Source organism: Paenibacillus hemerocallicola (assembly GCF_006265175.1).
In the GTDB taxonomy this organism is placed as follows: Bacteria; Bacillota; Bacilli; order Paenibacillales; family NBRC-103111; genus Paenibacillus_AB; species Paenibacillus_AB hemerocallicola.
In genome coordinates, this window is sequence record NZ_VDCQ01000051.1 from 1 (window position 1) to 24,414 (window position 24,414).

Genomic DNA, 24,414 nt, shown 5'->3' on the forward strand with positions numbered 1-24,414 from the left:
TCGGAGGAGCTCCAGATGAAGCGCGCCCCCGAAGGCATCCAGCGCGAGGGAATCGAAGAGGAGTCGGAGGAGCTCCAGATGAAGCGTGCCCCCGAAGGCATCCAACGCGAGGGAATCGAAGAAGAGTCGGAGGAGCTCCAGATGAAACGATCCGGCGAAGGCTTCGACGCGGACGTCGCGCTGGAGCAAGAAATCGAACAAAGCCGCGGCAACGGCTCGCAGATGGATACGCACGTGCAGGCGAAAATGGAGTCGGCATTCGATACCGGCTTCGAGGACGTCAATATCCATACGGACGGCAAGGCCGATCAAATGGCCCAATCGATCGGAGCGTCGGCTTTTACGACCGGCAGCGATATTTTTTTCCGTCAAGGGCAGTATAACCCCGGAAGCCGTCAAGGCCAGGAGCTTCTCGGTCATGAGCTTACTCACGTAGTCCAACAACGGGGCGGCAATATTCCAACCGAATGAACGAATCGCTTCCTCGCCGTCATGGCGGGGATTTTTTGTGCTCGAGGGCTTTGAACGTTCCCCTTTTTGGTTACACTGCCTAGTAGGAAAAGGGGGAGCAACATGACGATGACGATACATCCCGCGCACCGGCGCATGGCCGAGCTGTGGACGATAAACCGGAAACGCAAATTGACGCAGGAGGAGCAGACGGAGCTCGATCAATGCTTGCAGGTCAACGCCAAGCTGTGCTGGGAAATGGCCTGTCTCGAAAATGCCTCGCTGCTCGCGTCGATGACTCGCGATACGGATTGGCAGCACGAGATTTGCCGCCAAATCGACGGATTTCCGTGGCAAGCGAAACGACCGGACCATCAAGGCCCGGTCTGATTGAAGGTGTGCTGTATGCCTTAAGCTTCGGATTGCACCGGCTTCTGCTCCCGTGTGGTAACGATCGGCCGTTCCCTTGACATGAGAAAGACGAACAGAAGCGACAGCGCTGCCGGAATGAGCGTCCAGCCGAACGTTTTGGCGATGGAGGAGGACAACGAGTCGGTTATTTGGTGCAAAAGTTCGGCCGGAATAGCGGAGCGAGCTTCCGGAGACAAGATCGCCCGCGGGTCTTTCAGCATTTCGGCCGAGGGCATATGCGAAGACGACTCCGCAGCGCCGCCGTTATTGCCGAACAAGGAAGCGAGCGAATCGGCAAACTTGTTTCGTTGGATGATGCCGAATATCGTGATGCCGACGGTCATGCCGAGCGAGCGGAGGAAAGCGATCGTCGAGTTGGCGGCGCCGCGCTTCGTCTCGTCGAAATGGTGGATGGCGGCCATGCCCAGCACGGAGAAGGAGGCGCCTATTCCCAATCCGACTACGATCATGAATACCGTGACGGCGAATCGGGGCGTATCCATCGTGAGCGTAGTCAGCAGTCCGATACCGGTGACGAGGATGAGGCCGGAGAAGAACATGACATTGCGATAGCCCAGTTTCATAGAGGACATCGCGCCGATCTGGCTGGCGACCACGGTACCGAGCATCATGGGGAGCAGCAGCAGGCCGGAATTGGTCGCCGTGCCGCCCTGTACCCCTTGAATGTAAATAGGGATATACACGGTCGCGACGATAAACGAAGCTCCGGAAAACATACCGATAACACAGCTGGACGCGTACAGCCTTAGTCTAAACATATCGAAAGAAACAATCGGCTCGGATGCCCGTTTCTCTATAAGCAGGAAAGAGAGGAGCAGGATGGCGAATCCCGCGAACAAGCTCAGGATGACGAACGAGTCCCATTCGAACTTCTGGCCTCCCAGCTCGAGGGCGAACATGAGGCAGATGATGGCGCCGACGAGCGCGGCCGCTCCGGACCAATCGACCTTTTGCTCGGCATGCCGGATCGATTCCTTATAGAAAAACGCCACAAAAACAAACGACAGGATGCCCAACGGCAAATTGATGTAAAAGACCCAGCGCCAATCGATGTAATCCGTCACATAAGCGCCGAGCAGAGGTCCGAATATGCTCGACAATCCGAAGACGGCCCCGAACAGTCCGCCCATGCGCCCGCGGTGTTCCGGGGAGATGACGTCGAACATGATCGTGAAGGCGATCGGCACCAGCGCGCCGCCGCCGATGCCTTGAATGGCCCGGTATAGGCTCAGCTGCACGATATTTTGCGCCGTACCGCACAGGACGGAGCCAAGCAAAAACACGATCAGGCCGAAGATGAAGAAACGTTTCCGTCCGTACATATCGGACAGCTTTCCGAATATCGGCATGCCGGCCATTTCCGCGACCATATAGGCCGATGTGACCCAAATAAATTTGTCCAGTCCGCCCAGCTCGCCGACGATCGAGCCCATTGCGGTCGCCACGATCGTATTGTCCATGGCCGAGACGAGTATGCCGATCAACAGCCCGGCCACGACTATGGCCAACTTGCTTTTGGTATTGACGCTCGTTGTGGACATGCGTTGTTCCTCCCTTGGAAACTTGCGCGGCCGATAGGTATAGACAATCGCCGATTTAGTCCTACATTTGTCTGCTCTCGATTACGACCGCGTCTATGTCCCGTCTGTACCCGTCCTTGTATTCGACCAGTCCGATATGGCAGCCCGGACCGATCGTTACGTTCGTTCCCCGAACGACACCGGCCGTCGTATATTCCAATCGTACCTCGTCGCCTTCGATCGTATCGGCGATCAGGGCATCCTTGGGGAAAATAAGAGCCTTCATCAGCTTGCCGAACGGGCTGTCGATCCCGGTTTTACGAACCGATATCGATTCGCCGCCGATTTCTCTCGCACGGCATTCCGCGTATAAATCGATGTCGATCGTTTCGGCATTGAGCAGGCCGTCGATGCGGAAGGTGCCACGCGCGCGGAATCGTTCCGCATCGCAGTTTCCATTTACCTTAAACGAGCCGTTGATTTCGACTTCTTCTCCCGTCATATCGCCGCCGACCTTCGTATGGCCGTCGCTGCGGAAATTCCGCGCGCTCACGGCTCCTTCCATTTCGGATTTGCCGTTGATTCTCAGCTTGCCGGTCCGTATCTCGCCGCCAAATGACGCGGAACCGTTCACTTCGATGATCTCGGCCGTAACTTTTCCGCGTACGGACGTTTTTCCGTTGCAGGTGAAGCCGATACAATCCAGATCTCCGTTTACGGTTCCATGCCCGTTGATCGTGACTTTGTTGAATGTTCCGCCGGAGCATCCGCCCAATACCCCGGATATGTTCAAGTCTCTGCGTATATTCATACTCATGGCCGATCTCTCCCGTATCAGGTTATACTCGTTCATAGTGTTCAACGGCCGAACCGGCATTGTTCTCGAAACGATCCGAAAATTCGATGCGCCCGATCCGGCAGCCCGGTCCCACGATGACGCTGGCGCCGCGGATTACGTTGGCGGCAGTATGCTCGACATAGATATCGTCGCCTTCAATCGTATCTGCGGACAGCACGCCTTCGTAAAAATCGGAGGGGAGGAAAAATGTGCCGAGCAGCTTTTTCAGCACATTGCCTTCGGCCCGGCGAATTCGGATTCGCTCGCCGCCGATTTCCTTCACCTCGCAGCGGCTGTGTATCGCGAGATCGACCCATCCCGCATTGACCAGGCCGGCGATGCGAAAAATGCCCTTGATCCGCAGCTGCTCCGCCTCGCAATGGCCTTTGATGTTGAAAAAGCCTTCCAGCGCGACATCTTCGCCGGCGACATTGCCGCGTACGTTCGTTTCGCCGAACGATTTGATCTCGCGGGCTTTCATGTTGCCCTCGACATCCATTTTGCCGTGGACTTTCGTCATGCCCGTATCGAGATCGCCGCTGACGTCCAGCGTTCCGTTAATCGTGCACGATGTACCCTTGAGGGAGCCGTACACTTTGGCCGTACCGTTGCAGCGGAACGCCAAACAATCGATATCCCCGCTAAATTCGGCTTCTCCGTTCACCTTCACGTCCTTGTACAGCCCTCCGCCGGACCCTCCGGACCCCATGAGGGACAAATTTTGGCGTGCTTCCATCCGTTGCTCGACTCCTTCCTTAATTTATTCTCAGCTTCAATTCCTCGCTGGCTGACGCGATGCTTATTCGCGCCACGATTTTCGTCCCCGAGTCGAAGGCGTACTCGGCGGTGGCGGCGATCATCAGAACCGACGATACTCCCATTTTGCGGATGAACACGAGACTCCAGTTTTTGTTCTCGAATTTCGCTTCGTTCTCTTGGATCGTCCGCAGCATCATGTTGCCTTCATCCAGATTGATTTCGCCCGATTGCAGCAGCTTGTCGAGCAAATAAACATGCAAGATCCGGTTGAACGGGAGGAGCGGGCCGTCCTGGAACGTTTTCCCGTACAGCTCGATCGACGTGGACGAAACAATGTTGCGTTGCATTAGCTCCTGTTTCGTCATCGACAGTCCGTCGGCAACTGGGGAAAATACGTCGGCCAGCTCGTCTAGAGACAGATCGTCCTTCATATTTTTAATTTTATCGATGCGCGCCAATATGCTCTGCCTTGGAAAAAACGTTTCTTGCCCCGTATACGTCGATTTGCGGACGAACCATTCCTCGGGAATGAGGTTTTTCCGCTTCCATCGGTATAATTGACCGTAAGAGATTCCTGTCAGCTCGAGCAATTCTTTTTTGGATATAAGCTCTTGCTCCACTTCAACACCTCCTGACGAAATGGAGTGTAACATAACATTGTTACGTTTGTAAAGAAGGTCGCGTAACAATGCTCGGGGAAAATCACCGGGAACGCACTAAATTTAGCGGCATCTCCTCGTTCTCTTTGCAGGGCAATCCTATGTACTTGATCTTTTCCCGCGATGTTGGGCGTACAAGACGTTGCCTATGTATAACGGCATTGGATTCCGTTATCGTATCGAATTTCGTTATGCTCCTGAATATAGCGGCACAGGCTTCCTTTATTTCGATCTCATGGGTTGAAAATGGGTAGGAAAAAACGGAATAGAGGAATAGCCTTTCGTTATATTGCTGTCGGCACTGCTTCTCGGGGGAATAGCATATGCCTGTTCCGCTATTTTATCGATACGCGGATCTCGCGGACGACGGCAAAGCGGCGAGCGTTCAACGATCATGCGAGGTATTTACTTCTGCATGAAAATTTGTACGTAAAAAACACTTGCCGAAGCGCAGGGCGTTATCGGCAAGTGCGGGACGGGTGCGGCACGATTTCGGCTGAGCCGATCGGGCTACCGGGTGCCTTGAAAGAAATAGGGAGCAACCCTCGTATCATGCGGAGAAAGGCGTTCCGGCAAGTAGGGGGTCAACTCGTTGGCCTCCTGAACGGTCAGCCATCGTACATCCACGATGTCGCCGTCCGGGTCGCAAACCTCCAATTGCCCGCCGATAACGCGAGCATAGAACGTAAAGAGCAGGGCATGCTGTCTGCTTCCCGCAAAATACACTTCCCGGACCGAATGGAGTCCGGCTATTTCCACGTCCAAGCCGGACTCTTCCTTCGTTTCGCGGATCGCCGCCTGCTCAAGCGTTTCGCCAGGCTCCACCGCACCGCCGGGAAGCGACCAATAGGCGGATTCCCCTTTCCGGTTATGGACCATCACAATGTTTTGCCTGGCCGAGTCGAATATAAGCGTGCTTGCCACGTCTACTCTTTTCATTGCCGCTTACGCTCCTTCAATAGGTGATGGTTTACTTAAACGCGGCCTTCTCCGCCTACGATATGGTTAGCGATCATCGTACCGTGGTGTCGTCCCGTCTCGATGAAAATTTCGTTCGCTTCGGAGCCTGCTGCGATTACGCCGGCCAAATAGAGTCCTTTCACGTTCGTCTCCATCGTGGCCGGATCGAAGAACGGCTTTTCCGCTTCGCCTTCCATCCGGATTCCCGTCGATTTCAGAAACTCGCGGTCCGGGCGAAAGCCGGTCAAGGCGAGCACGAAGTCGTTGTCAGCCGTTTCCGTCCCTTCCTCGCGTTGGATCGTAATAAACGTTTCGTCGATCCGGACGACCCGGGAGCGGAACAGCATCCGGATGCGCCCTTTATTCACGAGACTGTCGAACAGGGGACGCACCCAGGGCTTCACGCTGGGCGACATCGCTTCCCCGCGATATACGACCGTTACCTCCGCACCGACGCGGACCAGCTCCATGGCCGCGTCGACGGCCGAGTTGTTGCCGCCGATAATGGCAACCTTCATACCGGTGTACGGGTGGGCTTCGCGGAAAAAGTGGCTCACCTTGGACAGCTGCTCTCCCGGTATGCCGATCATGTTCGGATGATCGAAATATCCCGTCGCCAGAATGACGTGCCGCGATTCGTAGCTGCCGGACCGTCCCGCGCGGTCCAGACTGGACAGCCGGAAACGTTCGTCAAGCTTGGATATAGCGGTCACCTGTTCATACGGGCGAATCCGGACGCCGCGCCGCATGGCCACCGTCCGGTAATAGTGGAGCGCCTCCGCGCGGGTGGGCTTTTCATTCGGCGTATTGAAAGGGAAGCCGCCGATTTCAAGCAGCTCCGGCGTGCTGAAAAATTGTATGTATGTAGGGTATAAGTAAATCGAATGCACAACCGATTGCTTCTCGATGACGAGCGGATCGATGCCGGCATTTTGCAGCTCGAGAGCGGCGGACAAGCCGCAGGGGCCTGCGCCGACGATGATGACCTGTTCCATAGTGTAGGGCCTCCCGTCAAATGGGTGTAGTTGGTTTTTATTATTGTACCATAACGAAGCGGCTGAAACGATTTCGAACCCGAGTACGCGATCGATGAGCACCTACACCAATCACAGTCAATTGCGTCGGACAGTTTGTTCAATCACGATAAAGACATTGCTGCCGAATCATGGTAGCATGGAACATGACATGTAAAATGCAAAGAGCTTTCGCATCGAAAGCCATTAGGAGGAGAGCCGCATGCAAAAAAGCGACGGCATGAACTACGCGCCGGAAGGAAAGCCGCAGCCGGTATGCAAGCCGGGCCAATTTACGTTCGCGGCCATCGCGCTCGATCACGGTCATATTTATGGAATGTGCAACGGCTTGACGAGAGCCGGAGCGACGCTGAAATGGGTATACGACCCGGATCCGGCGAAGGTGGCGGCGTTTCTTGCCAAATTTCCGCAGGTACGGGCGGCGGAGTCGGAAAGCCAGGTTCTGGAGGATCCGGAGGTGCGTTTGATTGCGGCCGCGGCCGTTCCGTCCGAGCGATGTGCGCTCGGCTTGAGGGCGATGGAGCACGGCAAAGATTATTTCACCGACAAAACTCCGTTCACCAGCTTGGAGCAATTGGCAGCGGCGCGGGAAATGACGAGCCGTACCGGACTTAAATATATGGTTTATTACAGCGAGAGGCTGCATGTGGAAAGCGCTGTCTACGCCGGCCGATTGATCAAGGAAGGCGCGATCGGACGAGTCGTTCAGGTGATCGGCACCGGTCCGCACCGGTTGAACGCGCCGACTCGGCCGGATTGGTTTTTCCGCAAGGAGAACTACGGAGGCATTTTGTGCGACATCGGCAGTCATCAGATCGAGCAGTTTTTGTTTTTCTCCGGCTGCAAGGACGCCAAGGTGGCGCAAAGCAAAATCGCCAATTATAAAAACAAGCAGTTTCCCGAGCTCGAGGACTTCGGCGATGCGACTCTGATCGGCGACAACGGGGCGACGAACTATTTCCGCGTAGACTGGTTGACGCCCGACGGCTTGGGTACATGGGGCGACGGCCGAACGATCATTCTCGGCACGGACGGCTACATCGAGCTGCGCAAATATATCGACATCGCCAGAACGAAGGAAGGCGACCATCTGTTTCTCGTCAACCACGAGGGCGAGAAACATTTCGCCGTGCACGGGCAGATCGGCTATCCGTTCTTCGGCGAACTGATCCTAGATTGCCTGAACCGTACCGAAATCGCCATGACGCAAGCGCATGCCTTCAAAGCGGCGGAGCTTTGCTTGATCGCGCAGCGCGATGCAGTACGCGTAGAGTAGACATTTACAAAACGATCGCGGATGTCCGGAGCCGGCTGATTAGCCGGTTCAGGGCTTTTTTTGCGTCCATTCCGAGTAAGTCGCCTTGTCGCGACTCCTCCGTTTAACTTCCGTGAGTCTATTCAACTGCGGAGCCCGATTCCATACCTAATTTACAAAGGCGTGGGTATTCCCGGCAACTGCATTTTTTTGACTATTTACAGGAAAGAGCGCCTCGAAGTAGAATTATTTTATTGATTCGGCAAAAAGCTTTTTGATTAAGCGGTTATGCAATAAGCGATTTTCCGAACGAAGAGACGCTTTCGGTTACCGGATGCAGCAGGGGATGAACGAATGGGGAAGCAGTGGGACTACTTTCATCGCATAACCGAACAGCGGGAGCACATGAGCGTGCTCGTCGACGCCTCCTATTCCGGCACGGCGCCGCTCCCGGGCTTCACGCGACTTCTTTCCGTCGTCGTCAACTTGTACGCGATCGCCACGGACAAGGAAGAGCGCGATATTGCCCAGGCGAAGCTCGGCATATTGGAAAGACGGCTGGAGGCATTATTTTCCGAACATATTCAAGCTTTATATATCGGCCGAATCAATACGGAGACGCGACTGGAGTTTTATTATTACGCCGAGCCCGGCGGAGAGCCGCACCGGAAGCTGGCGGAGACGGTCATGGCCGATTATCCGAAATACCGCTGGGTGGCGTCGGAACGCGACGATGCCGAATGGACGTTTTACACGTACTTGAGACCGAATGATATCGAGAAGCTGTACGCGAAAAACAACATCTTGCTGCAATCTTTATCGCAGAAGGGCGATCGGCTGGACATTGCGCGCGACGTGTTCCATTGGCTCCGGTTCGGCAGCAGCGAAAATTTGCGCAGTGCGGCCGACTCCGCCAAGCGTCTCGGATATAGCGTCGTCAATTCCGATATGGATGCGGATAAACCGACTTATCAGCATACTTTGATAATAAGCAAAAATCAGTCGCTCGGCGTCGAGGTCATGAACGAGTCGGTCAAGGAGCTGTACGATCTCACCAATACGTTCTCGGGCAAATACGAAGGATGGGGGACGGATATTCGTCAGAAGCTGTGGCGCAAGCTCAAGAGCGGAATCAATGGAAAGCGGATTGCCTATGCGGGTTTGCTGCTGCTTGCCGTGGCGCTGATCGCCGTCCCGCTGATTATGGCCAAATACATTTGACAAGGAGGGGCGATCGTTGACCGTAATCGGATTGGTTAGACATGGCATAACGGACTGGAATGCGCAGATGAGGGCGCAAGGCCATACGGATATTCCTTTGAACGAGGAAGGAAGACGGCAGGCGGAACGGCTTGGAATTAGGATGAGCGGCGAGACATGGGACTGCGTATACAGCAGCGACTTGGGCCGGGCGGTCGAAACGGCTCGCAAGGCGGTGGAGCGCCACGGATTGGAAGTGACGTTGGAAGTCCGGCTGCGCGAAGTGTATCTCGGTGAAATCGAAGGCTCTACGGAAGAGGAACGAATAAGCAAATGGGGCGACAACTGGCGAGAGCTCGATCTGGGAGAGGAATCACGGGAAGCCGTGGCGGAACGGGGGATTCAGGCAATTAACGAGATTGCCGATCGCCATCCGGGCAAACGCGTCCTGATCGTCAGCCATGGCGGATTGCTCGGACTTTCGATAAAGCGGCTTATCCCGCACGTCGACACGTCCGCATTTCTACGTAATACGTCGTTGTCTCTTGTGCGGCGTACCGAGGACGGACGATGGGAGTGCGATTTATACAACTGCACGAAGCATTTGCAGGATTAACGGCAGGGAAGACGCCTCGCAGATCGAGGGGGCAAAATGGATGATTGAGGGATATGCCGGCATAATCCGCATTCTACCTGGAGGCTTCTAGATGAAGCGGGTGCAACGTGTTGCCGTATGCCGTATGCCGTATGCCGTATGTCGTATGTCGTATGTCGTATGCCGTATGCCGTATGTCGTATGTCGTATGCCGTATGTCGTATGCCGTATATAGAGGAACTGTATTCCGCTATTGTCCCGAATTCCGCCATACTCTTGAGGATAACGGAACAGGCTTCTGTTATCTCGATCTTTCGGGAGAAAAAGGGGAGTGAACAGCGGTATAGCGGAGCGGTTTTCCGTTATTTTGTGATCGACACGGGTATACGTGTCTATAACATACGCCAGTTCCGCTATTTGATCGATTGCGGTCTTGCAAGCCCCTGCCGAGGCCGCCGGCTTACGCTCTCTTTGACTCAGGCGCTGAGGAAGACCCCCGAATAATCAGCTCGGAAGGAAGCACGACCCGCTTCCATTCGGGTGTCGTCGCTCCTTTGATCCGGTCGATCAGCAATTGGATGCCCATCGCGCCGAACTGGTAGGCGGGCTGGGAGACGACGGTAAAGAACGGATCGATGACCGACGCGCCGAGATCGTCGAAGCAGACGACGGACATTTGATCCGGGACGCGGATCCCCAGCTCGAGCAGCTTGCGGATGAGGCCGACGGCGATAAAATTGTTGCCCGCGAATACCGCGGTAGGCGGCTCGGGCAGCTCGAGCAGGCGGCGGAGCGCAGCTTCGTCGGCAAATTGCTTGTAGTTCATTTCCAGAATAAGCTCGTCATCCGCCGGAATGTCGTTCAGCTTTAACGCCTCCCGGTATCCGGCAAGCCTCTCTCTGGCGGTCGATACGGTCAGAGAGCCGTTTATGACCGCGATACGCCGGTGACCCTGGGCGATGAGATGCTCCACGAGCTTCCTCGCGCCCTCTTTGCTGTCGCCGCTCACCATATCGCAGTCGATGCCCGGTACATAGCGGTCCAGCAGCACGAAAGGAATTTTATGTCTGCGCAGCGTCTCCAGATGAGGGCCCGACAAATCGGATGCGGCGGAAAACAATACCCCATCCACGCGCGTCGACAAAACCATGTCGACGTATTCTTTTTCCTTAGACAAGCTTTCGTCGCTATTGCCGAACAGCAGCTTGTAGCCGAGGCGCATGGCTGCGTCCTCCGCTCCGCGGGCGACCGTCGTAAAGAACGGGTTCGTAATGTCGGGAATGAGCAGCGACAACATTTTCGTTTCCTGCAGGACGAGGCTTCGCGCCATCGAATTCGGCACATAGTTCATTTCTTCCATAATCTTTTTGATGCGAACCCGCGTCTTTTCGCTAATTTTTCCCGTATTGTTGATAACCTTCGAGACAGTCATGGCGGAAACGTTCGCCTGCTTCGCTATATCGTAAATGGTAACCAAGGCTGGCCTTCTTTCTAAAATGTAATTCCGATCAAGTGGAGTTACCGACAATTCAAGTGAGGAGGCCTTGCGTCTCATGCAAATTCACCAGAATACGTCGGGCGTTTCGCCGCACGGGCTGGATTATCGGGAATATCGCCGTATAGCCTATTGTACAGGAACAAAACGATTGACAGCAACCCTAAAGCTTGTTATGTTAGGGTTATCGGTAAACTTAATAAAGCGTCACCAGAAAAAGGAGTGAAATCATGGCAGGTAACATCGAAGCCGGAGCGGACGTGCTGGTCATGGATCCCGCGGATCATGTAGCTACAGCGATACGGGATATCGCCGCCGGGGAAGCGGTTCACTATGTCGTTCAAGGGAAGCGGGAAACGGTATCCGTCTCGGAACCCATTCCGTTCGGGCATAAAATCTCGATCGTCGATATTCCCGCAGGGGAGAAAGTACGAAAATACGGGGAAGTCATCGGACAGGCGACGATCGCCATCGCCGAAGGCTTTCATGTGCACGTGCATAATATCGAAGGCATCCGCGGACGCGGAGACAAAGCGAAGGGAGCGAATGCGTCATGAGCGGAACGTTTCTCGGATACCGCCGAACGAATGGGGACGTCGGCATACGCAATAATCTGTTGATCATTCCGACCGTCATATGCGCGAACCAGGTGTGCACCCGGATTAACCAGCTCGTTCCGGATACGGTAGCGATCCCGCATCAGCACGGGTGCAGCCAGATCGGCGCGGACAAGCAACGAACGTTCGACGTATTGGCCGGCACCGGCAAAAATCCGAACGTCGGTGGCGTGATCGTCATAAGCCTCGGCTGCGAGGTGATCGACCCGGAAGCGCTTGCGGAGGAGATTAGAGTTACCGGTAAACCGGTAGAAGTGTTCGATATCCAGTCGGTCGGGGGCTCCGTGAAGGCGATCCAGCACGGTGCGGAGCTGGCCAGACGCATGAGAGCGCGGCTGGACGAAATGGAGCAATCGGCCATTCCATTCAGCGAGCTGAAAATCGGCGTGAAATGCGGAGGGTCGGACGCGACCTCGGGTCTGGCCTCCAATCCGGCGCTCGGCGTGGCTGCGGACAGTCTGATTCAAGCCGGGGGAACGGTCGTCATAGGCGAGACGACGGAGATCATCGGAGCCGAGCACGTGTTGGCCGGCCGGTGCCGGACACCGGACATTTCCGATCAGCTGTACCATATCGTCGACCGCTTCGAGAAGGAAGTGGAGCGTATGGGCGCGGATATGCGCGGAGGCAATCCGAGTCCGGGCAACATCGCCGGCGGCTTGTCCACGATCGAGGAAAAATCGCTCGGCTGCATATCCAAGTGCGGCACCGCCCCGATCGAAGGTATCATCGAATACGCCGAGACGATTCCATCCAACGGACTGTACTTCATGGATTCGCCCGGCAACGATATCGAATGCGTATCCGGCATGGCTGCGGGCGGCGCTCACCTTGTCTGTTTCACGACCGGAAGAGGGACGCCGACCGGCTCGGCGGTCATTCCGGTTATCAAGATAACGGGAAACAAAAAAATGTTCGAACGGATGACGGACAATATGGATGTCGACGTGAGCGACATGCTGGCGGGCACGTTATCGCTGGAAGACGCGGGCGAAATCATTTGGCGGGAAATCCGCGAGGTGAGCGACGGCAAGCTGACGAAGGCGGAAGTATTGGGGCATAACGAATTCAGCATCAACCGGATCGGACCTAGCCTGTAAACACGCAGGCGATATAGAGAACACGGGGAGGAAGAAGCGATATGGCAAGGTTGTCTAACCGGGTAGCGCTCGTAACGGGAGGAAGCCGGGGGATCGGGGAAGCGGTCGTCATCCGTCTCGCGGAGGAAGGCGCGAACGTAGCGATCAATTACACGTCGGAGCGTTCCCGCGAGCTGGCTGATAAAGTGAAGGAGCAGGCGGAAGCGCTTGGCGTGAAGGCGATCGTCGTCCGTGCGGACGTCGGCAGCAAGAAACAGGTCGAAGCGATGTTCGAGCAAATCGAGCGGGAGCTGGGACCGGTGGACATTTTGGTGAACAACGCGGGCATAGCCCCGTTCGAGCCGTTTCTGAAAATAAAGGAAGAAACATGGGACCGTACGTACAACACGAACGTCAAGTCGATATTTTTATGCTCGCAGCGGGCTGCCGCTGGCATGACCGAGCGGCGTTACGGCAAAATCGTCAACGTGCTGTCGACGGCGAGTCTCATGGTGACGAGCCCGGTCATCCCGCATTACCAATCTTCTAAGGCGGCTGCGCATATGCTGACCAAAGGGATGGCGATCGAGCTGGGCAAGTACAACATTAATGTAAACGCCGTCGGCCCGAGCACGGTAGACACCGACATGTGCACCGATTTTTTGGCCGATCCCGAGCTTCGCCGCAAAGAAGTGGAGGCGAATCCGATGAAACGGCTCGGCACGGCCCGCCAAATCGGGGATGCCGTCGTCTTTCTCGCCTCGGATGAAGCGATGCAAGTAAACGGACATCTGCTGATGGTGGACGGCGGATTGACGGTGAAAGCGGCCCAGCCGGACGATCATATGGAGCGCTAAGGAGGACACGAACGACGATGCGGATCGTACGGATGGTGGATTTGTCGCAGGAGTTGTATCATAATTGCCCGGTACTGCCGGAGTTCGAGCCTCCGAAGATGGACTATTTGCTTGTCGGAGCGCGGGACGGCTGGACGCTGGAGCGGATCACGATGAACCTTCACACAGGCACGCATATGGATGCGCCCGCTCATCTCGGCGATTTCGCGTTGACGCTGGACCGGATTCCGGTGGAACGCTTCCAAGGCAAATCGCTTTATGTGCCGTTGTCGCACAAAGGACCGGGCGAGCCTATTACGGCCGACGAGTTGAAGCCATACGCGGACCGGATGGATGACGTGACGGTCGTGCTGCTGTATACCGGCTGGGGAGAGAAGCGCGGCTGGACGAAGGAATGGGTGTACGGCTCCCCGTACTTGTCCAACGAAGCGGCGCGGCTGCTCGTAGCGAGCGGCGTCCGGGGCGTGGGCATCGACCATTTCAGCATCGGAGGCACCGGCGAAGAAAACGAGGAAACGCACCGTATATTGCTTGGCGCGCATGTGTGGGTCGCGGAAGGGCTGCAGTTGGACGATCCCGATCTAAACGAAGGGAACTGGCACATTATGGCGATGCCGGTCAAAATAAGGGACAGCAGCGGCGCGCCGGCGCGCGTCGTTGCGTTCCGTACGGAGGGATAAACTTGTCGGCAACGGCCAGATGGGAATATACAACCGCCGAAAGAGCCGAGCAGCTTAACGCGCTGGGCTCCGAAGGCTGGGAGCTCGTCGGGGTGACGGTCGTGGAGGGGATCGAGCGTTTCTACCTGAAACGTCCGCTCCCTTCCTTGCGCGAGCAAATTACGCTCGATCAGCGAAAGCAGGTTTTGGCCGGCCCCGGGGGAGGAACGGAAGGATGAAAAAGACCGGCATATTGCATCCGGCACTGAACCGCATTTTGGCGGAAACGGGACATACGGATATGCTGACCGTATGCGACAGAGGCTTTCCCGTTCCGAACGGTCCGGAACGGCTCGATTTGGCGCTCGTCGACGATTTGCCGACGGTGCTTGACGTATTGTCCGCAATCGACAAAGAGTTCGTCATCGATCGGATCATCGTGACCGACGAGATGAAGGAAGCGAGCCCGGAACGTTATGAGCTGCTGCAGACAACGTACCCGCATATTGCGTTTACGTCGCTATCCCATGTCCGCTTCAAGGAAATATGTCCCGAATCCCGGGCGGTGATCCGGACAGGAGATAGCGCGCCATACGCGAATATAATTATAGTATCCGGATAATTCGGAGCAGCAAGCCAATTCCGTCATTCGGGAGGAGAAGCGATATGAGATTGCAAGATAAGGTTTGTATCATTACGGGAGCGGGGTCCGGGATCGGTCAGAGCTCGGCTCTGCTGTTCGGCCGCGAGCAAGCGATCGTCGTCGTGGGAGATATCGATCGCGAGAACGGAGAGGAGACGGCTCGTCAGATCGTGTCCGCAGGCGGCAGAGCGGTATATATCCATGCGGATGTGACAAGCCCGGAGTCGGCGAAGGCGCTCATCGACGAAACGATCCGGCTGTATGGAAAAATCGACGTGCTGTTCAACAATGCGGGGATAAGCGGAGTAGGCATGCTGCATGAAATCGAGCCGGACGCTTGGGACCGGGTCATGAACGTCAACATCAGAGGCGTGTATTTGCCTTCCAAGTATGCGCTGCCGCATATGATGGAGCGCAAAGCCGGTTCGATCATCAACATGTCCTCGTGCATCGCCGAGATCGGACTCGCCCTTCGGGCTTCCTATGCCGCCACGAAAGGCGCCGTCCTCGCTTTGACCAAATCGATGCAGGTCGATTATGCGCCTTACGGCATAAGGGTCAACGCTTTGCTGCCGGGAACGATCATGACGCCGTTCGTCGAAAATTATTTGAAAAATTCGTACGACGACCCGGAAGCGGCCGTGCAGTCGCTCAAAAAAAGGCAGCTCAGCGGCGATCTCGGCAGACCGGACGACGTCGCCAACGCGGCGCTGTTCCTCGCGTCGGACGAATCGAAATTCATGATGGGCTCCCCGCTGTATATCGACGGCGGCGTCGTTTTCGGCAAAAACGCCTGATATCATTTGCGTAAAACCGTTTACATGTCAAGACCGATGGAATAAAATGGGGTTTGGAACATGCGAAAACGAAACGTACCCGCAGGGTGCGGAAATAGGGGTATCGGAGGGGTTTGCAGGTGAGTCTGCGCATCAAGCAAGGAGATGTCGTGCTGTTTCAGGGCGACAGTATTACGGACGCGGGAAGAAACAAGGAGCTGCCGAACGATTTGGGCAAAGGTTACGCGCTCTTGACGACGGCATTGTTTTCCTCGGCTTATCCGGAGCTGCAGGTGAAGTTCCTGAACCGGGGAATAAGCGGCAACCGGGCGAAGGATCTGCTGAATCGTTGGGAAGCGGACTGCATCGAGCTTCGTCCGAACTGGGTATCGATCTACATCGGAATCAACGATACGTGGAGAAAGTATGACCGGAACGATCCGACATCGGCGGAGCAGTTCGAGAAGCAGTACCGCGAGCTGCTCGTCCGGACGAAGGAGCAGACGGGAGCTGGCCTCATTATGATCGAGCCGTTCGTGCTGCCCGTACCGGAGGACCGGAAAACGTGGCGGGAAGATTTGGACCCGAAAATTACGGTCGTCCGGGAGCTCGCGAGAGAATTCGGAGCGCTTCTCGTTCCGCTCGACGGGCTGTTCGCGCAGGCGTCCATGCTGGCGCCGCCCGCCTATTGGGCACCGGACGGCGTTCATCCGTCTCCGGCCGGACACGCTCTTATAGCAAAAGCTTGGCTGAAGACGATCGGGGCGGCTTCGGCTCTGTAGCGTTCGGCATGTCGGTACCGTTCATTTATGAAACGGGATGGCTCGGAATTGGCATAAGCCTGTTTATAGTCATCGTTGCGGCACTGAATCTTGTACTGGATTTTGACTTTATCGAGTCGGGCGTCAACCTAGGAGCGCCTAAACATATGGAATGGTACGCGGCTCTCGGTCTTATGGTCACGCTGGTCTGGCTGTATATTGAAATATTGCGACTGCTTTCCAAACTTCGGAGAAACTGAATGCAAAGGAATCGGAAGAGTGCCGGGATATAGGGCACTCTTTTTTGTTCGTGCGACATTTCCATTTCACGTACCAAGCCATTGATGTAGGCGCCTACATAAGATAATCGTCAGCTGGATATGATAGGAAATACAAAACTTTCGTTATGCCGAGGTTCCTCCTATGAGTCAGTCACAACAAACGCAAGGTAAAAAGCAGCCGTTGGATTGCCGGTTGGATGCGAATGTGGAAGCGGTCAGAAGCGCGATGGGCGACAGTCAGGATCTGATCATCAAAGCATTCACGTGTCTGGACGGTTGCCGGATGGCTTTGCTGTACGTGGAAGGGCTGGCGGACAAAGCGTTCATCCACGACTCCATTCTCATCCCGCTCCTGCAGCATGCTCAGTCGGATGCACGATCAAAGTACGCCGACAATGTCGACCGGCTGCATGGTTTGATAAACGAGCTGACGGCGGGCGATGTAAGCCTATGCGCCGATATGGATACGCTGCTGGTCCGGATGCTTTCCGGCGACGCTATCCTGCTGTCGGACGATTGCAACGAATCGTTACGAATCGCGGCTGCGGGCTGGGAGGACAGACCCGTCGGGGAGCCGACCTCCCAGGCTGTCGTTCGCGGACCGATGGAGGCATTCACCGAAAATATCCGCAAAAATACGGCGCTTATCCGCAGAAGGATCAAAGATCCGCGTCTATGGTTGGAAACGCGTCAGATCGGGACGGTGACCCGCACGGATGTTTCCATCATGTACTTGAAGCATCTGGTCGACGAGAACGTCGTCCGCGAACTTCGCCGCAGGCTGGATCGGATCGATATCGACGGTATACTCGAGGGCGGTTATATCGAGGAGTTTATTCAGGACAAGACGCTTACGCCGTTTCAGACCGTGTACAACAGCGAAAGACCGGATTCGATCGCGGCGGGTTTGCTTGAAGGCCGAGTCGCGATATTGGTCGACGGAACTCCATTCGTCCTGTTGGTGCCGGCGCTGTTCATCCACTATTTCCAAGCTGCCGAGGATTATTACCAGCGCGCGGATATTAGCACGCTGCTCAGGGTTATTCGGGTCTTATCGTTTTTTCTCGCGCTGCTGGCGCCGTCCTTCTATATCGCGATCACGACCTATCATCAGGAAATGCTGCCGACCAGTCTGCTGATCAGCTTGGCTGCGCAGCGGGAGGGCGTCCCTTTTCCGGCATTTATCGAAGCGCTCATGATGGAGGTCACGTACGAGATATTGCGGGAAGCCGGGGTACGGATGCCGAGAACGGTAGGACAAGCGGTCTCCATCGTTGGAACGCTCGTAATCGGGCAAGCGGCGGTCGAAGCGGGAATCGTTTCGGCGGTGATGGTTATCATCGTCTCCATTACGGCGATATCGAGCTATGTCATTCCATCGTCCGGCATGTCCATTTCCGTCCGCATGATCCGATTCGTGCTGATGGGACTTGCCGCCTCGTTCGGCTTTTACGGAATATTGGTCGGGCTTATCATTCTCGTGCTGCATTTGACCAGCCTCACCTCGTTCGGCGTGCCATACATGAGCCCATTGGGGCCGTTTGAGCCGCAGGACCAGAAAGATACTTTGTTCCGCATCGCCTGGCCCAAAATGCTGACGCGACCGCGGTCCAACAAGCCCGAGCAATTATACCGCCGTCGCCGCAATCTGAAATCCAAACGTTAACGTGGAGGAACAGCCGTGAGAAGATTTGGCTTGCGCATGTTGATGGCCATGATGCTGGTGTCGCTGCTCACGGGCTGCTGGAACCGGAAGGAACTGAACGATTTGGGCATTCAGTTGGGCGCGGCGATCGACAAAATCGGCGACCAATACCAAGTAGCGGTTCAAGTAGTCGTTCCCGGCGAGGTAGCGAACCGGAACAACCGAGTCGCATCCCCGGTCACGATGTTTAAGGCATCGGCACCGTCGCTATTTGCCGCTTTTCGCAAGCTGACGGAGACGAGTCCGCGGAAAATTTACGGCGCCCATATCCGGGTGCTCGTGCTGGGCGAATCGGTAGCCAAGGAAGGCATTGCCGGAGCGTTGGATCTGCTGCTTCGGGACCATGAGATCCGGTCGGATTTCTATGCCATGATCGCCAAAGGCGTCCCGGCTGAAAGGGTGCTCAAAGTAATGACTTCGCTGGAACAAATACCGGCGAACAAGCTGTTTCATTCGTTGGACACCTCGGCCAAAGCGTGGGCACCGACGACGACGGTTACGCTGGATCAATTGATCGAGAAAATGCTGACGGAAGGCGTTAACCCCGTCCTGACCGGAATACGGGTTATCGGCGAGATACAGAATGGGGAAAAGAAATCGAATGTCGAAGAGATCGATTCGGAGGCCAAGCTGCTTTTTACGGGGCTTGCCGTGTTGGAGAAGGACCGGCTCATCGGGTGGTTGAATGAACAGGAAAGCAAGGGCTACAACTATATTACGGACCAGGTAACAAGCACTGCCGGATTCGTGACTTGCCCGAGCGGAGAATTGCTGACTCTGGAGACGATACATTCGCATACGGAAATGAAGGGCAAAATCGAAAACGGGGAGCCGGTCGTCCAAATCAAGCTTGTGGACGAATCGAACATCGCGGAGGCCGCTTGCAAAATCGATCTGAGCAATCCGGAAACGATCCGGATGATCGAAGCAGAGCAGAAGCGTAAAAAAATCGAGTTGATGGAGAACGCCGTTAATGTCGTCAAAAGCAAATACAAAACCGACATCTTCGGATTCGGACAAGCGATATACAGGGCGGATCCGAAAGCTTGGAGCAAATTGAAAGCAAACTGGGTGGAGCATTTCGTCCGGATGAAAATCGAATACGACGTTCAAGTGCATATCCGCAAAATCGGAATGACCGAAACGCCGCTGCAAAACGAATTGAAGGAGTAGATCGCGCATGTGGAAAATATGGGCCGTCCTCGCAATCGCCGCTATTGCCGGCGTAATCGAAATGCCGTCATTGGTCAGGCGTTCGGCGAAGGAAGCGGCCGTCTATGGAATCATGCTTTCCATAGGCGCGGTGCTGAGTGCCGCCGCGATTCAAATGGCGGACTTGCCCAGTCCGTTGAACGTTTTGGCGTACGTATTCAAACCGGTAAACGTTTGGCTCGGCAAAGTATTCGGATAAAGGACGTGTCGTATGGCCGCAGAGGAACGAATCAGCACGAGGCAGTTGGCTACACTTCTCATTTACGCGACTATCGGCGACATGCTGCTCGTGCTTCCTCCGGTCATTGCGGGCGCGACGAAGCAGGATGCCTGGATCGCCAGCTTGCTCGGACTTATCGTAGGCCTTGCAATCGCCTCGATCCTGTTCCTTTTCGGAAAAATGCTGGGCGACAAAGGGCTGATCGAACAAAACAGAATGATGCTGGGCAGCTTGGCGGGCGGTATCGTTTCCGTGCTGTACTTGCTTTATTTTTTGCTCAATAGCGCGGTGATGGTCCGGGAAACGGCCGATTTTTTGACTACCGTGCTATTTCCGGAGACGCCGCTGCGGGCGATTCACGGTTTGGCGGTCATCGTTCTGGTCTTTGGGGTCAAGGCTGGTATCCAGTCGATTGCGCGGACCGGAGAAGTGTTTTTGCCGATATTCGGATTTTTGTATATGGCGCTCGTTCTGCTGCTCCTTCCGCAGGTCCAAAGCGAGAGGCTGCATCCGATCATGGCGGCAAGCTATCCCGAGCTTCTGCGTGGAACGATGATGGCCGCGATCTATCCGTTCTGCGAATTATGCGTCATTCTGATGATTATGCCTTCGGTGACGAAGCGCAAGCATATGGCGCGGGACTACGGCATCGCCGTCGCCATCGGTGGCTTGTGCAGCTTCGCAATCGTCCTCTTGTCGATTCTGGTGCTTGGAGGCACTATGACGGCACACTATAATTATCCGGCCTATATTTTATCTGGGAAGATCAGCATCGGCCATTTTGTGGAACGATTGGAGGCGATTCTTGCCGTCAATTTGATTTTGTTGACCTTCATGAAAACCGTTATGTACTTCTACGCCTTTGTGCTGGGGACGGCTCAGCTGTTCAAGCTGGGCGATTATCGTCCGCTCGCGTTTCCGACGGGAATGATCGTGTTCGGTCTGGCGTTCATCATTTGGCCGAACGTCGTGTATTACAAAGACTTCTTATTCGAATATTGGGCCGATGCGGACGTCGTGGTCGGCTTGCTCCTGCCGCTCGCACTTGCCGGACTATATAAATGGAAGGCCGGCACGAAGAGGGGGAAGCCGGCGAAAGCCTGAAGCTGGAGAAGGCAAGGAGTCTTTTTTGATCACTTTCTCAACGACAGGAAGGAACGGACTGATGTGTCCGTTCCTTTTTTCTTTTTGCGGTCAAGATTCGAGGATTACGGCATACACTTTGCCCGGACCGTGTATGCCGATCGTCAAGTCGTTCTCGATATCGGCGCTGCGGCTCGGTCCGGTAATCAGGTTGATCGAGGATGGCATGGACGCGGCCTCCGGGTAGTCGCGGCGGATCGACTCGAACGCCTCGCCCATCCGCGTGACGAGCTTGTCGGCGCGGATGACGGCGAACAGCGTGTCGGGCATGAGGCTGACCGAGCGGCCGTGTCCGCCCTGGGCGAGCAGGACGAGCGTGCCGGTGTTGGCGATCGCGTAGTCCGCCCAGACGATGCCGAGCCGGCAGCGCTCGGTCGCACGCAGCAGCGGGCTGCGGCGGCTCCAAGCCGTGGTGTCGCCGTCGCCCGCCGGAGCATCCGCGACGGCGCTGGCGCCGTCCGCGCGCCACGGCACGACGGCGACGCCGTCCGCGGCTAGCGCGGCATCCAGCGGCAGTGCGGCGAGATCGGGGTGATCCCAACGGGTCACCCGATCGATGCCGCGCTCCTCGCAGATGCGCCGCGCAAGCTGGGGCACGGCCTCGGCGGCGTCGGCCGCGCGGACGGTCCAGACGGTGCCGGTCAGCGCCGTCCAGTTCGCGCCGAACTGGTCGATGCGCTCCTGCACCGTCGTCCGCACGGCGGCGTACGGCTCCGGCACGCCGACCGCCGTTCGTGCCGGCGGGGCGGTCATCGGCGCCGGCCGACCGAGCCGGTTCGCGATGCGGCGCATGAAATCGTCGCGGCCTTCGATCGTGCCTTGGGACATAAGCTTGGAGCTTGCGGTATCGGGTGTCGCGCTCATGATCGTGGCTCCTTTTCGTTCGGTTTATCGGCCAGTTCACGCTGCAGGTTCTCCCAGCGATCGCGGAACGACTGCTTCGGCTTCATCGGAAGGAAGCGCGATTGCGTCCAGCCGGAGAGCGGCGCAGGAGCCCGGCGGATCGCTCCGCCCCGCAGCAGCGGCTGCTGCATGTAATAGGCGGCTTTGCTCGCCATTTTATATAACGTAACGTTGCCGAATGCGGTGGCGAACGATTTGAACGCGATCCGCTCCGCGGCCGGCGTCATCTTCAGCTTCACTTTGCGGTGCCGCAATTGGACGAGCATGTCGTGCAGCGGTATTTTCACCGGACACGCTTCATAACAAGCGCCGCACAAGCTGGAGGCGTAGGCGAGCTGGCCGGCTTCCTTGTAATCCTGCTGCAGCAGCGGGGTCAGGACGGCCCCGATCGGACCGCTGTATACGGAGCCGTACGTGTGGCCGCCGACGTGCCTGTATACCGGGCATACGTTCAGACAAGCCGCGCAACGGATACAGTGCAGCACCTCCTGGAACTGCGGGTCGCCGAGCTGGGAGGAACGGCCGTTGTCCAGCACGAGCACGTGCAGCTCCTCCGGTCCGTCCAAATCTCCTTCGCGGCGCGGGCCGGTCAGAAACGACGTATAGGTCGTAAGCTTTTGTCCGGTCGCGCTTCTGGCCAGCAAATTGAGCATGACTTCGACATCGGCGAACGTCGGGACGAGTCGCTCCATGCCCATGACGACGACGTGAATTTTCGGAATCGTCGTAACCATCCTGCCGTTGCCCTCGTTGGAGACGAGCGTAACGGTCCCGGATTCGGCGATGCCGAAATTGCAGCCGGTCAAACCGATGTCCGCCTCGAGGAATACGTTGCGCAGCCGTTGTCTCGCATAGTCGGCGAGCGGCCGCGTCTCCGGCGGAAACCTTTCGCCCGAATGGTCCGAGAACAGGTCGGCGATTTGCTGCTTGTTTTTGTGTATGGCCGGTATGATCAGATGAGACGGCGTTTCCTTCGCGAGCTGCAAAATATATTCGCCGAGGTCGGTTTCGACCGCTTCGACCCCGATTTCCTCCAGCCGATGGTTCAAATGGATTTCCTCGGATACCATCGATTTGCCTTTGGCCACAAGCTTGGCCTCCGCCTTCTGCGTTATATCGAGAAACGCTTTGACGGCATCGTCCGCGGTTTGGCAAAAGTGGACGTGTCCGCCCGCCTTCGCCACATTGTCGGTAAATTGCGTCAAGTAGTAATCGAGATGGGAGACGACATGCTCGCGGATGACGCGGCCGCGTTCCCGCCACATTTCCCAGTTGCCGAAATCGTCCATCGCCTTCAGCTTGCCCGTCTTCAGCTTATCCGTCGTGAAGGCGACCGCCTTGCGCAAAAATTCGTCGCCGAGAGCGATTTCAGTCCGCTTCTTTAAGCCGGTGCCGATTTTCGCCAGCTGTTCCGAGTGACTATCCGTATCGTGATGCGTCGTTCCGCTCATCGGGTCGTCCCTCCTTGCTCCAGCAATTGGGCCAGATGCATTACGCGCACAGGCTTGCCTTCTTTATTCAGCCGTCCCTCGATATTCATCAGGCAGCCCATGTCGGTTCCGACAAGCACCTCCGCGCCCGTCTCCAGCACGTGCTTCGCCTTCTCGCATACCATCGCCTCGGACATATCGGCCATCTTCACCGCGAATGTACCGCCGAAGCCGCAGCAGTCTTCCCGATACGGGAGATCGATCAGCTCCATGCCGCGGACGTGACTCATCAGCTCCCCCGGCTCGCTTCGCACCCCGAGAAGCCGCATGGCGTGACAGGACGGATGGTAGGTCGCCTTGCCGTTGAAGGAAGCGCCGACATCGGTTACCCCGAGTACCTGTACTAGAAATTGCGAGAACTCGTACGTTTTCGCGATCAGGGCTTCCGCCTTGGCCCGCCATTCCGGCTCATCCCGGAACAGCTCGGGATAGTAGTGGTGAATCATGCCGGTGCAGGAGCCGGAAGGGGAGACGATGTAATCGCTGTGCTCGAACGCGCGGATCCACTGGCGCGCCACGACGCGCGCCTCTTCCTGATAGCCGCTGTTGAACGCCGGCTGGCCGCAGCACGTCTGCAGCTCCGGGAAATCGACCTCGCACCCGTACCGGTGCAGCAGGCGGACGACGCTCTCGCCTACGTCGGGGTACATCATGTCGGCCAAGCATGTAATGAAGAGCGATACTTTCATAGTCGGTTGCTCACCCTTTTTGGTTGTTATATCCTATGATCAGGTTATCAGATAACTGGTTCGATGAAAAGGATTTTTTTCGGGTTCGCCTTATGGTAGAGTATGACCAAGCATGGTGGGCGGAGGATGGGGACGGAGGTGTTCTCGTGACGGTCCGCTCCGGGCCGTTGCTCCCGGCTGGC

General features: G+C 56.3%; 27 protein-coding genes and 1 pseudogene. 18 read left to right on the forward strand and 10 right to left on the reverse strand.

Going from position 1 to position 24,414, the window contains the following annotated elements; translation table 11 throughout:
* On the forward strand, positions 1-471 hold a 471-nt coding region (locus FE784_RS28075; RefSeq protein ID WP_218103826.1), incomplete at its 5' end, for an eCIS core domain-containing protein.
* A gap of 102 nt (positions 472-573) precedes the next feature.
* Positions 574-840: a DUF7667 family protein gene (locus FE784_RS28080; protein WP_342779141.1), complete on the forward strand. Its 267-nt coding sequence runs from the start codon at positions 574-576 to the stop codon at positions 838-840.
* Positions 841-860: 20 nt separating this feature from the next.
* On the opposite strand, the gene FE784_RS28085 is transcribed toward FE784_RS28080, so the two are convergent.
* The 6 genes from FE784_RS28085 to FE784_RS28110 form a co-directional block, all read right to left on the reverse strand.
* Positions 861-2,423 carry an MDR family MFS transporter gene (locus tag FE784_RS28085; protein ID WP_139605572.1) on the reverse strand — a complete coding sequence of 521 codons (1,563 nt, stop codon included), beginning with the start codon at positions 2,421-2,423 and terminating at the stop codon, positions 861-863.
* 61 nt (positions 2,424-2,484) lie between these two features.
* Positions 2,485-3,219: a polymer-forming cytoskeletal protein gene (locus FE784_RS28090; protein ID WP_176706579.1), complete on the reverse strand. Its 735-nt coding sequence runs from the start codon at positions 3,217-3,219 to the stop codon at positions 2,485-2,487.
* Positions 3,220-3,241: 22 nt separating this feature from the next.
* Entirely contained in the window at positions 3,242-3,976 is a 735-nt protein-coding gene (locus FE784_RS28095; RefSeq protein ID WP_139605574.1) for a hypothetical protein, read from the reverse strand.
* Between the two features lie 19 nt (positions 3,977-3,995).
* Positions 3,996-4,619, reverse strand: a complete 624-nt coding sequence (locus FE784_RS28100; RefSeq protein WP_218103827.1) for a YhbD family protein — start codon at positions 4,617-4,619, stop codon at positions 3,996-3,998.
* A gap of 549 nt (positions 4,620-5,168) precedes the next feature.
* Positions 5,169-5,597, reverse strand: a complete 429-nt coding sequence (locus tag FE784_RS28105; RefSeq protein ID WP_139605576.1) for an NUDIX hydrolase — start codon at positions 5,595-5,597, stop codon at positions 5,169-5,171.
* A 35-nt stretch (positions 5,598-5,632) separates the two neighbouring features.
* A complete protein-coding gene (locus FE784_RS28110; protein ID WP_139605577.1) occupies positions 5,633-6,613 on the reverse strand; it encodes a YpdA family putative bacillithiol disulfide reductase in 981 nt (326 codons plus the stop codon).
* Between the two features lie 241 nt (positions 6,614-6,854).
* Here FE784_RS28110 and FE784_RS28115 point away from each other — a divergent pair, with 241 nt between their 5' ends.
* The 3 genes from FE784_RS28115 to FE784_RS28125 all read left to right on the forward strand — a co-directional run bounded on the left by FE784_RS28115 (position 6,855) and on the right by FE784_RS28125 (position 9,723).
* Positions 6,855-7,928: a Gfo/Idh/MocA family protein gene (locus FE784_RS28115; protein WP_139605578.1), complete on the forward strand. Its 1,074-nt coding sequence runs from the start codon at positions 6,855-6,857 to the stop codon at positions 7,926-7,928.
* 333 nt (positions 7,929-8,261) lie between these two features.
* The gene (locus tag FE784_RS28120; protein ID WP_139605579.1) at positions 8,262-9,128 is read left to right on the forward strand and encodes a DUF695 domain-containing protein; all 867 of its coding nucleotides are present in this window, start codon (positions 8,262-8,264) and stop codon (positions 9,126-9,128) included.
* 16 nt (positions 9,129-9,144) lie between these two features.
* Complete coding sequence (locus FE784_RS28125; RefSeq protein WP_139605580.1) at positions 9,145-9,723, forward strand: histidine phosphatase family protein; 579 nt, start codon at positions 9,145-9,147, stop codon at positions 9,721-9,723.
* 439 nt (positions 9,724-10,162) lie between these two features.
* On the opposite strand, the gene FE784_RS28130 is transcribed toward FE784_RS28125, so the two are convergent.
* On the reverse strand, positions 10,163-11,179 hold the full coding sequence (locus FE784_RS28130; RefSeq protein ID WP_139605581.1) for a LacI family DNA-binding transcriptional regulator: 1,017 nt from the start codon (positions 11,177-11,179) through the stop codon (positions 10,163-10,165).
* A 248-nt stretch (positions 11,180-11,427) separates the two neighbouring features.
* Here FE784_RS28130 and FE784_RS28135 point away from each other — a divergent pair, with 248 nt between their 5' ends.
* From FE784_RS28135 to FE784_RS28195, 13 genes and pseudogenes are all read left to right on the forward strand, one after another.
* Positions 11,428-11,754 carry a UxaA family hydrolase gene (locus tag FE784_RS28135; protein ID WP_139605582.1) on the forward strand — a complete coding sequence of 109 codons (327 nt, stop codon included), beginning with the start codon at positions 11,428-11,430 and terminating at the stop codon, positions 11,752-11,754.
* On the forward strand, positions 11,751-12,914 hold the full coding sequence (locus FE784_RS28140) for a UxaA family hydrolase (RefSeq protein WP_139605583.1): 1,164 nt from the start codon (positions 11,751-11,753) through the stop codon (positions 12,912-12,914). Before FE784_RS28135 ends, FE784_RS28140 begins: the two co-directional genes overlap by 4 nt.
* Positions 12,915-12,955: 41 nt before the next feature.
* Entirely contained in the window at positions 12,956-13,750 is a 795-nt protein-coding gene (locus FE784_RS28145) for an SDR family NAD(P)-dependent oxidoreductase (protein WP_139605584.1), read from the forward strand.
* A 17-nt stretch (positions 13,751-13,767) separates the two neighbouring features.
* Positions 13,768-14,430, forward strand: coding sequence for a cyclase family protein (locus FE784_RS28150; protein WP_139605585.1), 663 nt, complete (start codon positions 13,768-13,770; stop codon positions 14,428-14,430).
* A gap of 2 nt (positions 14,431-14,432) precedes the next feature.
* Positions 14,433-14,648: a hypothetical protein gene (locus FE784_RS28155; RefSeq protein WP_139605586.1), complete on the forward strand. Its 216-nt coding sequence runs from the start codon at positions 14,433-14,435 to the stop codon at positions 14,646-14,648.
* On the forward strand, positions 14,645-15,031 hold the full coding sequence (gene rbsD / locus FE784_RS28160; protein ID WP_139605587.1) for a D-ribose pyranase: 387 nt from the start codon (positions 14,645-14,647) through the stop codon (positions 15,029-15,031). Before FE784_RS28155 ends, rbsD begins: the two co-directional genes overlap by 4 nt.
* A gap of 44 nt (positions 15,032-15,075) precedes the next feature.
* Positions 15,076-15,849 (forward strand): SDR family NAD(P)-dependent oxidoreductase, encoded by a 774-nt coding sequence (locus tag FE784_RS28165; RefSeq protein ID WP_139605588.1) that lies wholly within the window; start codon positions 15,076-15,078, stop codon positions 15,847-15,849.
* 125 nt (positions 15,850-15,974) lie between these two features.
* Positions 15,975-16,610, forward strand: coding sequence for an SGNH/GDSL hydrolase family protein (locus FE784_RS28170; protein ID WP_139605635.1), 636 nt, complete (start codon positions 15,975-15,977; stop codon positions 16,608-16,610).
* Between the two features lie 2 nt (positions 16,611-16,612).
* A pseudogene (locus tag FE784_RS28175) lies at positions 16,613-16,849 on the forward strand (Bax inhibitor-1/YccA family membrane protein); the annotation flags it as partial.
* Between the two features lie 163 nt (positions 16,850-17,012).
* Entirely contained in the window at positions 17,013-18,536 is a 1,524-nt protein-coding gene (locus FE784_RS28180; protein WP_139605590.1) for a spore germination protein, read from the forward strand.
* Positions 18,537-18,551: 15 nt separating this feature from the next.
* Positions 18,552-19,748, forward strand: coding sequence for a Ger(x)C family spore germination protein (locus tag FE784_RS28185; protein WP_139605591.1), 1,197 nt, complete (start codon positions 18,552-18,554; stop codon positions 19,746-19,748).
* A 7-nt stretch (positions 19,749-19,755) separates the two neighbouring features.
* Positions 19,756-19,986, forward strand: a complete 231-nt coding sequence (locus FE784_RS28190; RefSeq protein ID WP_139605592.1) for a hypothetical protein — start codon at positions 19,756-19,758, stop codon at positions 19,984-19,986.
* 12 nt (positions 19,987-19,998) lie between these two features.
* Positions 19,999-21,111: a GerAB/ArcD/ProY family transporter gene (locus FE784_RS28195; RefSeq protein ID WP_139605593.1), complete on the forward strand. Its 1,113-nt coding sequence runs from the start codon at positions 19,999-20,001 to the stop codon at positions 21,109-21,111.
* A gap of 90 nt (positions 21,112-21,201) precedes the next feature.
* On the opposite strand, the gene FE784_RS28200 is transcribed toward FE784_RS28195, so the two are convergent.
* The 3 genes from FE784_RS28200 to FE784_RS28210 are packed head-to-tail and all read right to left on the reverse strand — an operon-like array spanning position 21,202 to position 24,232.
* Positions 21,202-22,014 carry a LutC/YkgG family protein gene (locus tag FE784_RS28200; RefSeq protein WP_246132227.1) on the reverse strand — a complete coding sequence of 271 codons (813 nt, stop codon included), beginning with the start codon at positions 22,012-22,014 and terminating at the stop codon, positions 21,202-21,204.
* Complete coding sequence (locus FE784_RS28205) at positions 22,011-23,504, reverse strand: LutB/LldF family L-lactate oxidation iron-sulfur protein (protein WP_139605594.1); 1,494 nt, start codon at positions 23,502-23,504, stop codon at positions 22,011-22,013. Before FE784_RS28205 ends, FE784_RS28200 begins: the two co-directional genes overlap by 4 nt.
* Entirely contained in the window at positions 23,501-24,232 is a 732-nt protein-coding gene (locus FE784_RS28210; protein WP_139605595.1) for a (Fe-S)-binding protein, read from the reverse strand. The genes FE784_RS28205 and FE784_RS28210 overlap by 4 nt, the downstream gene beginning before the upstream one ends.
* Between the last annotated feature and the right edge of the window lie 182 nt (positions 24,233-24,414).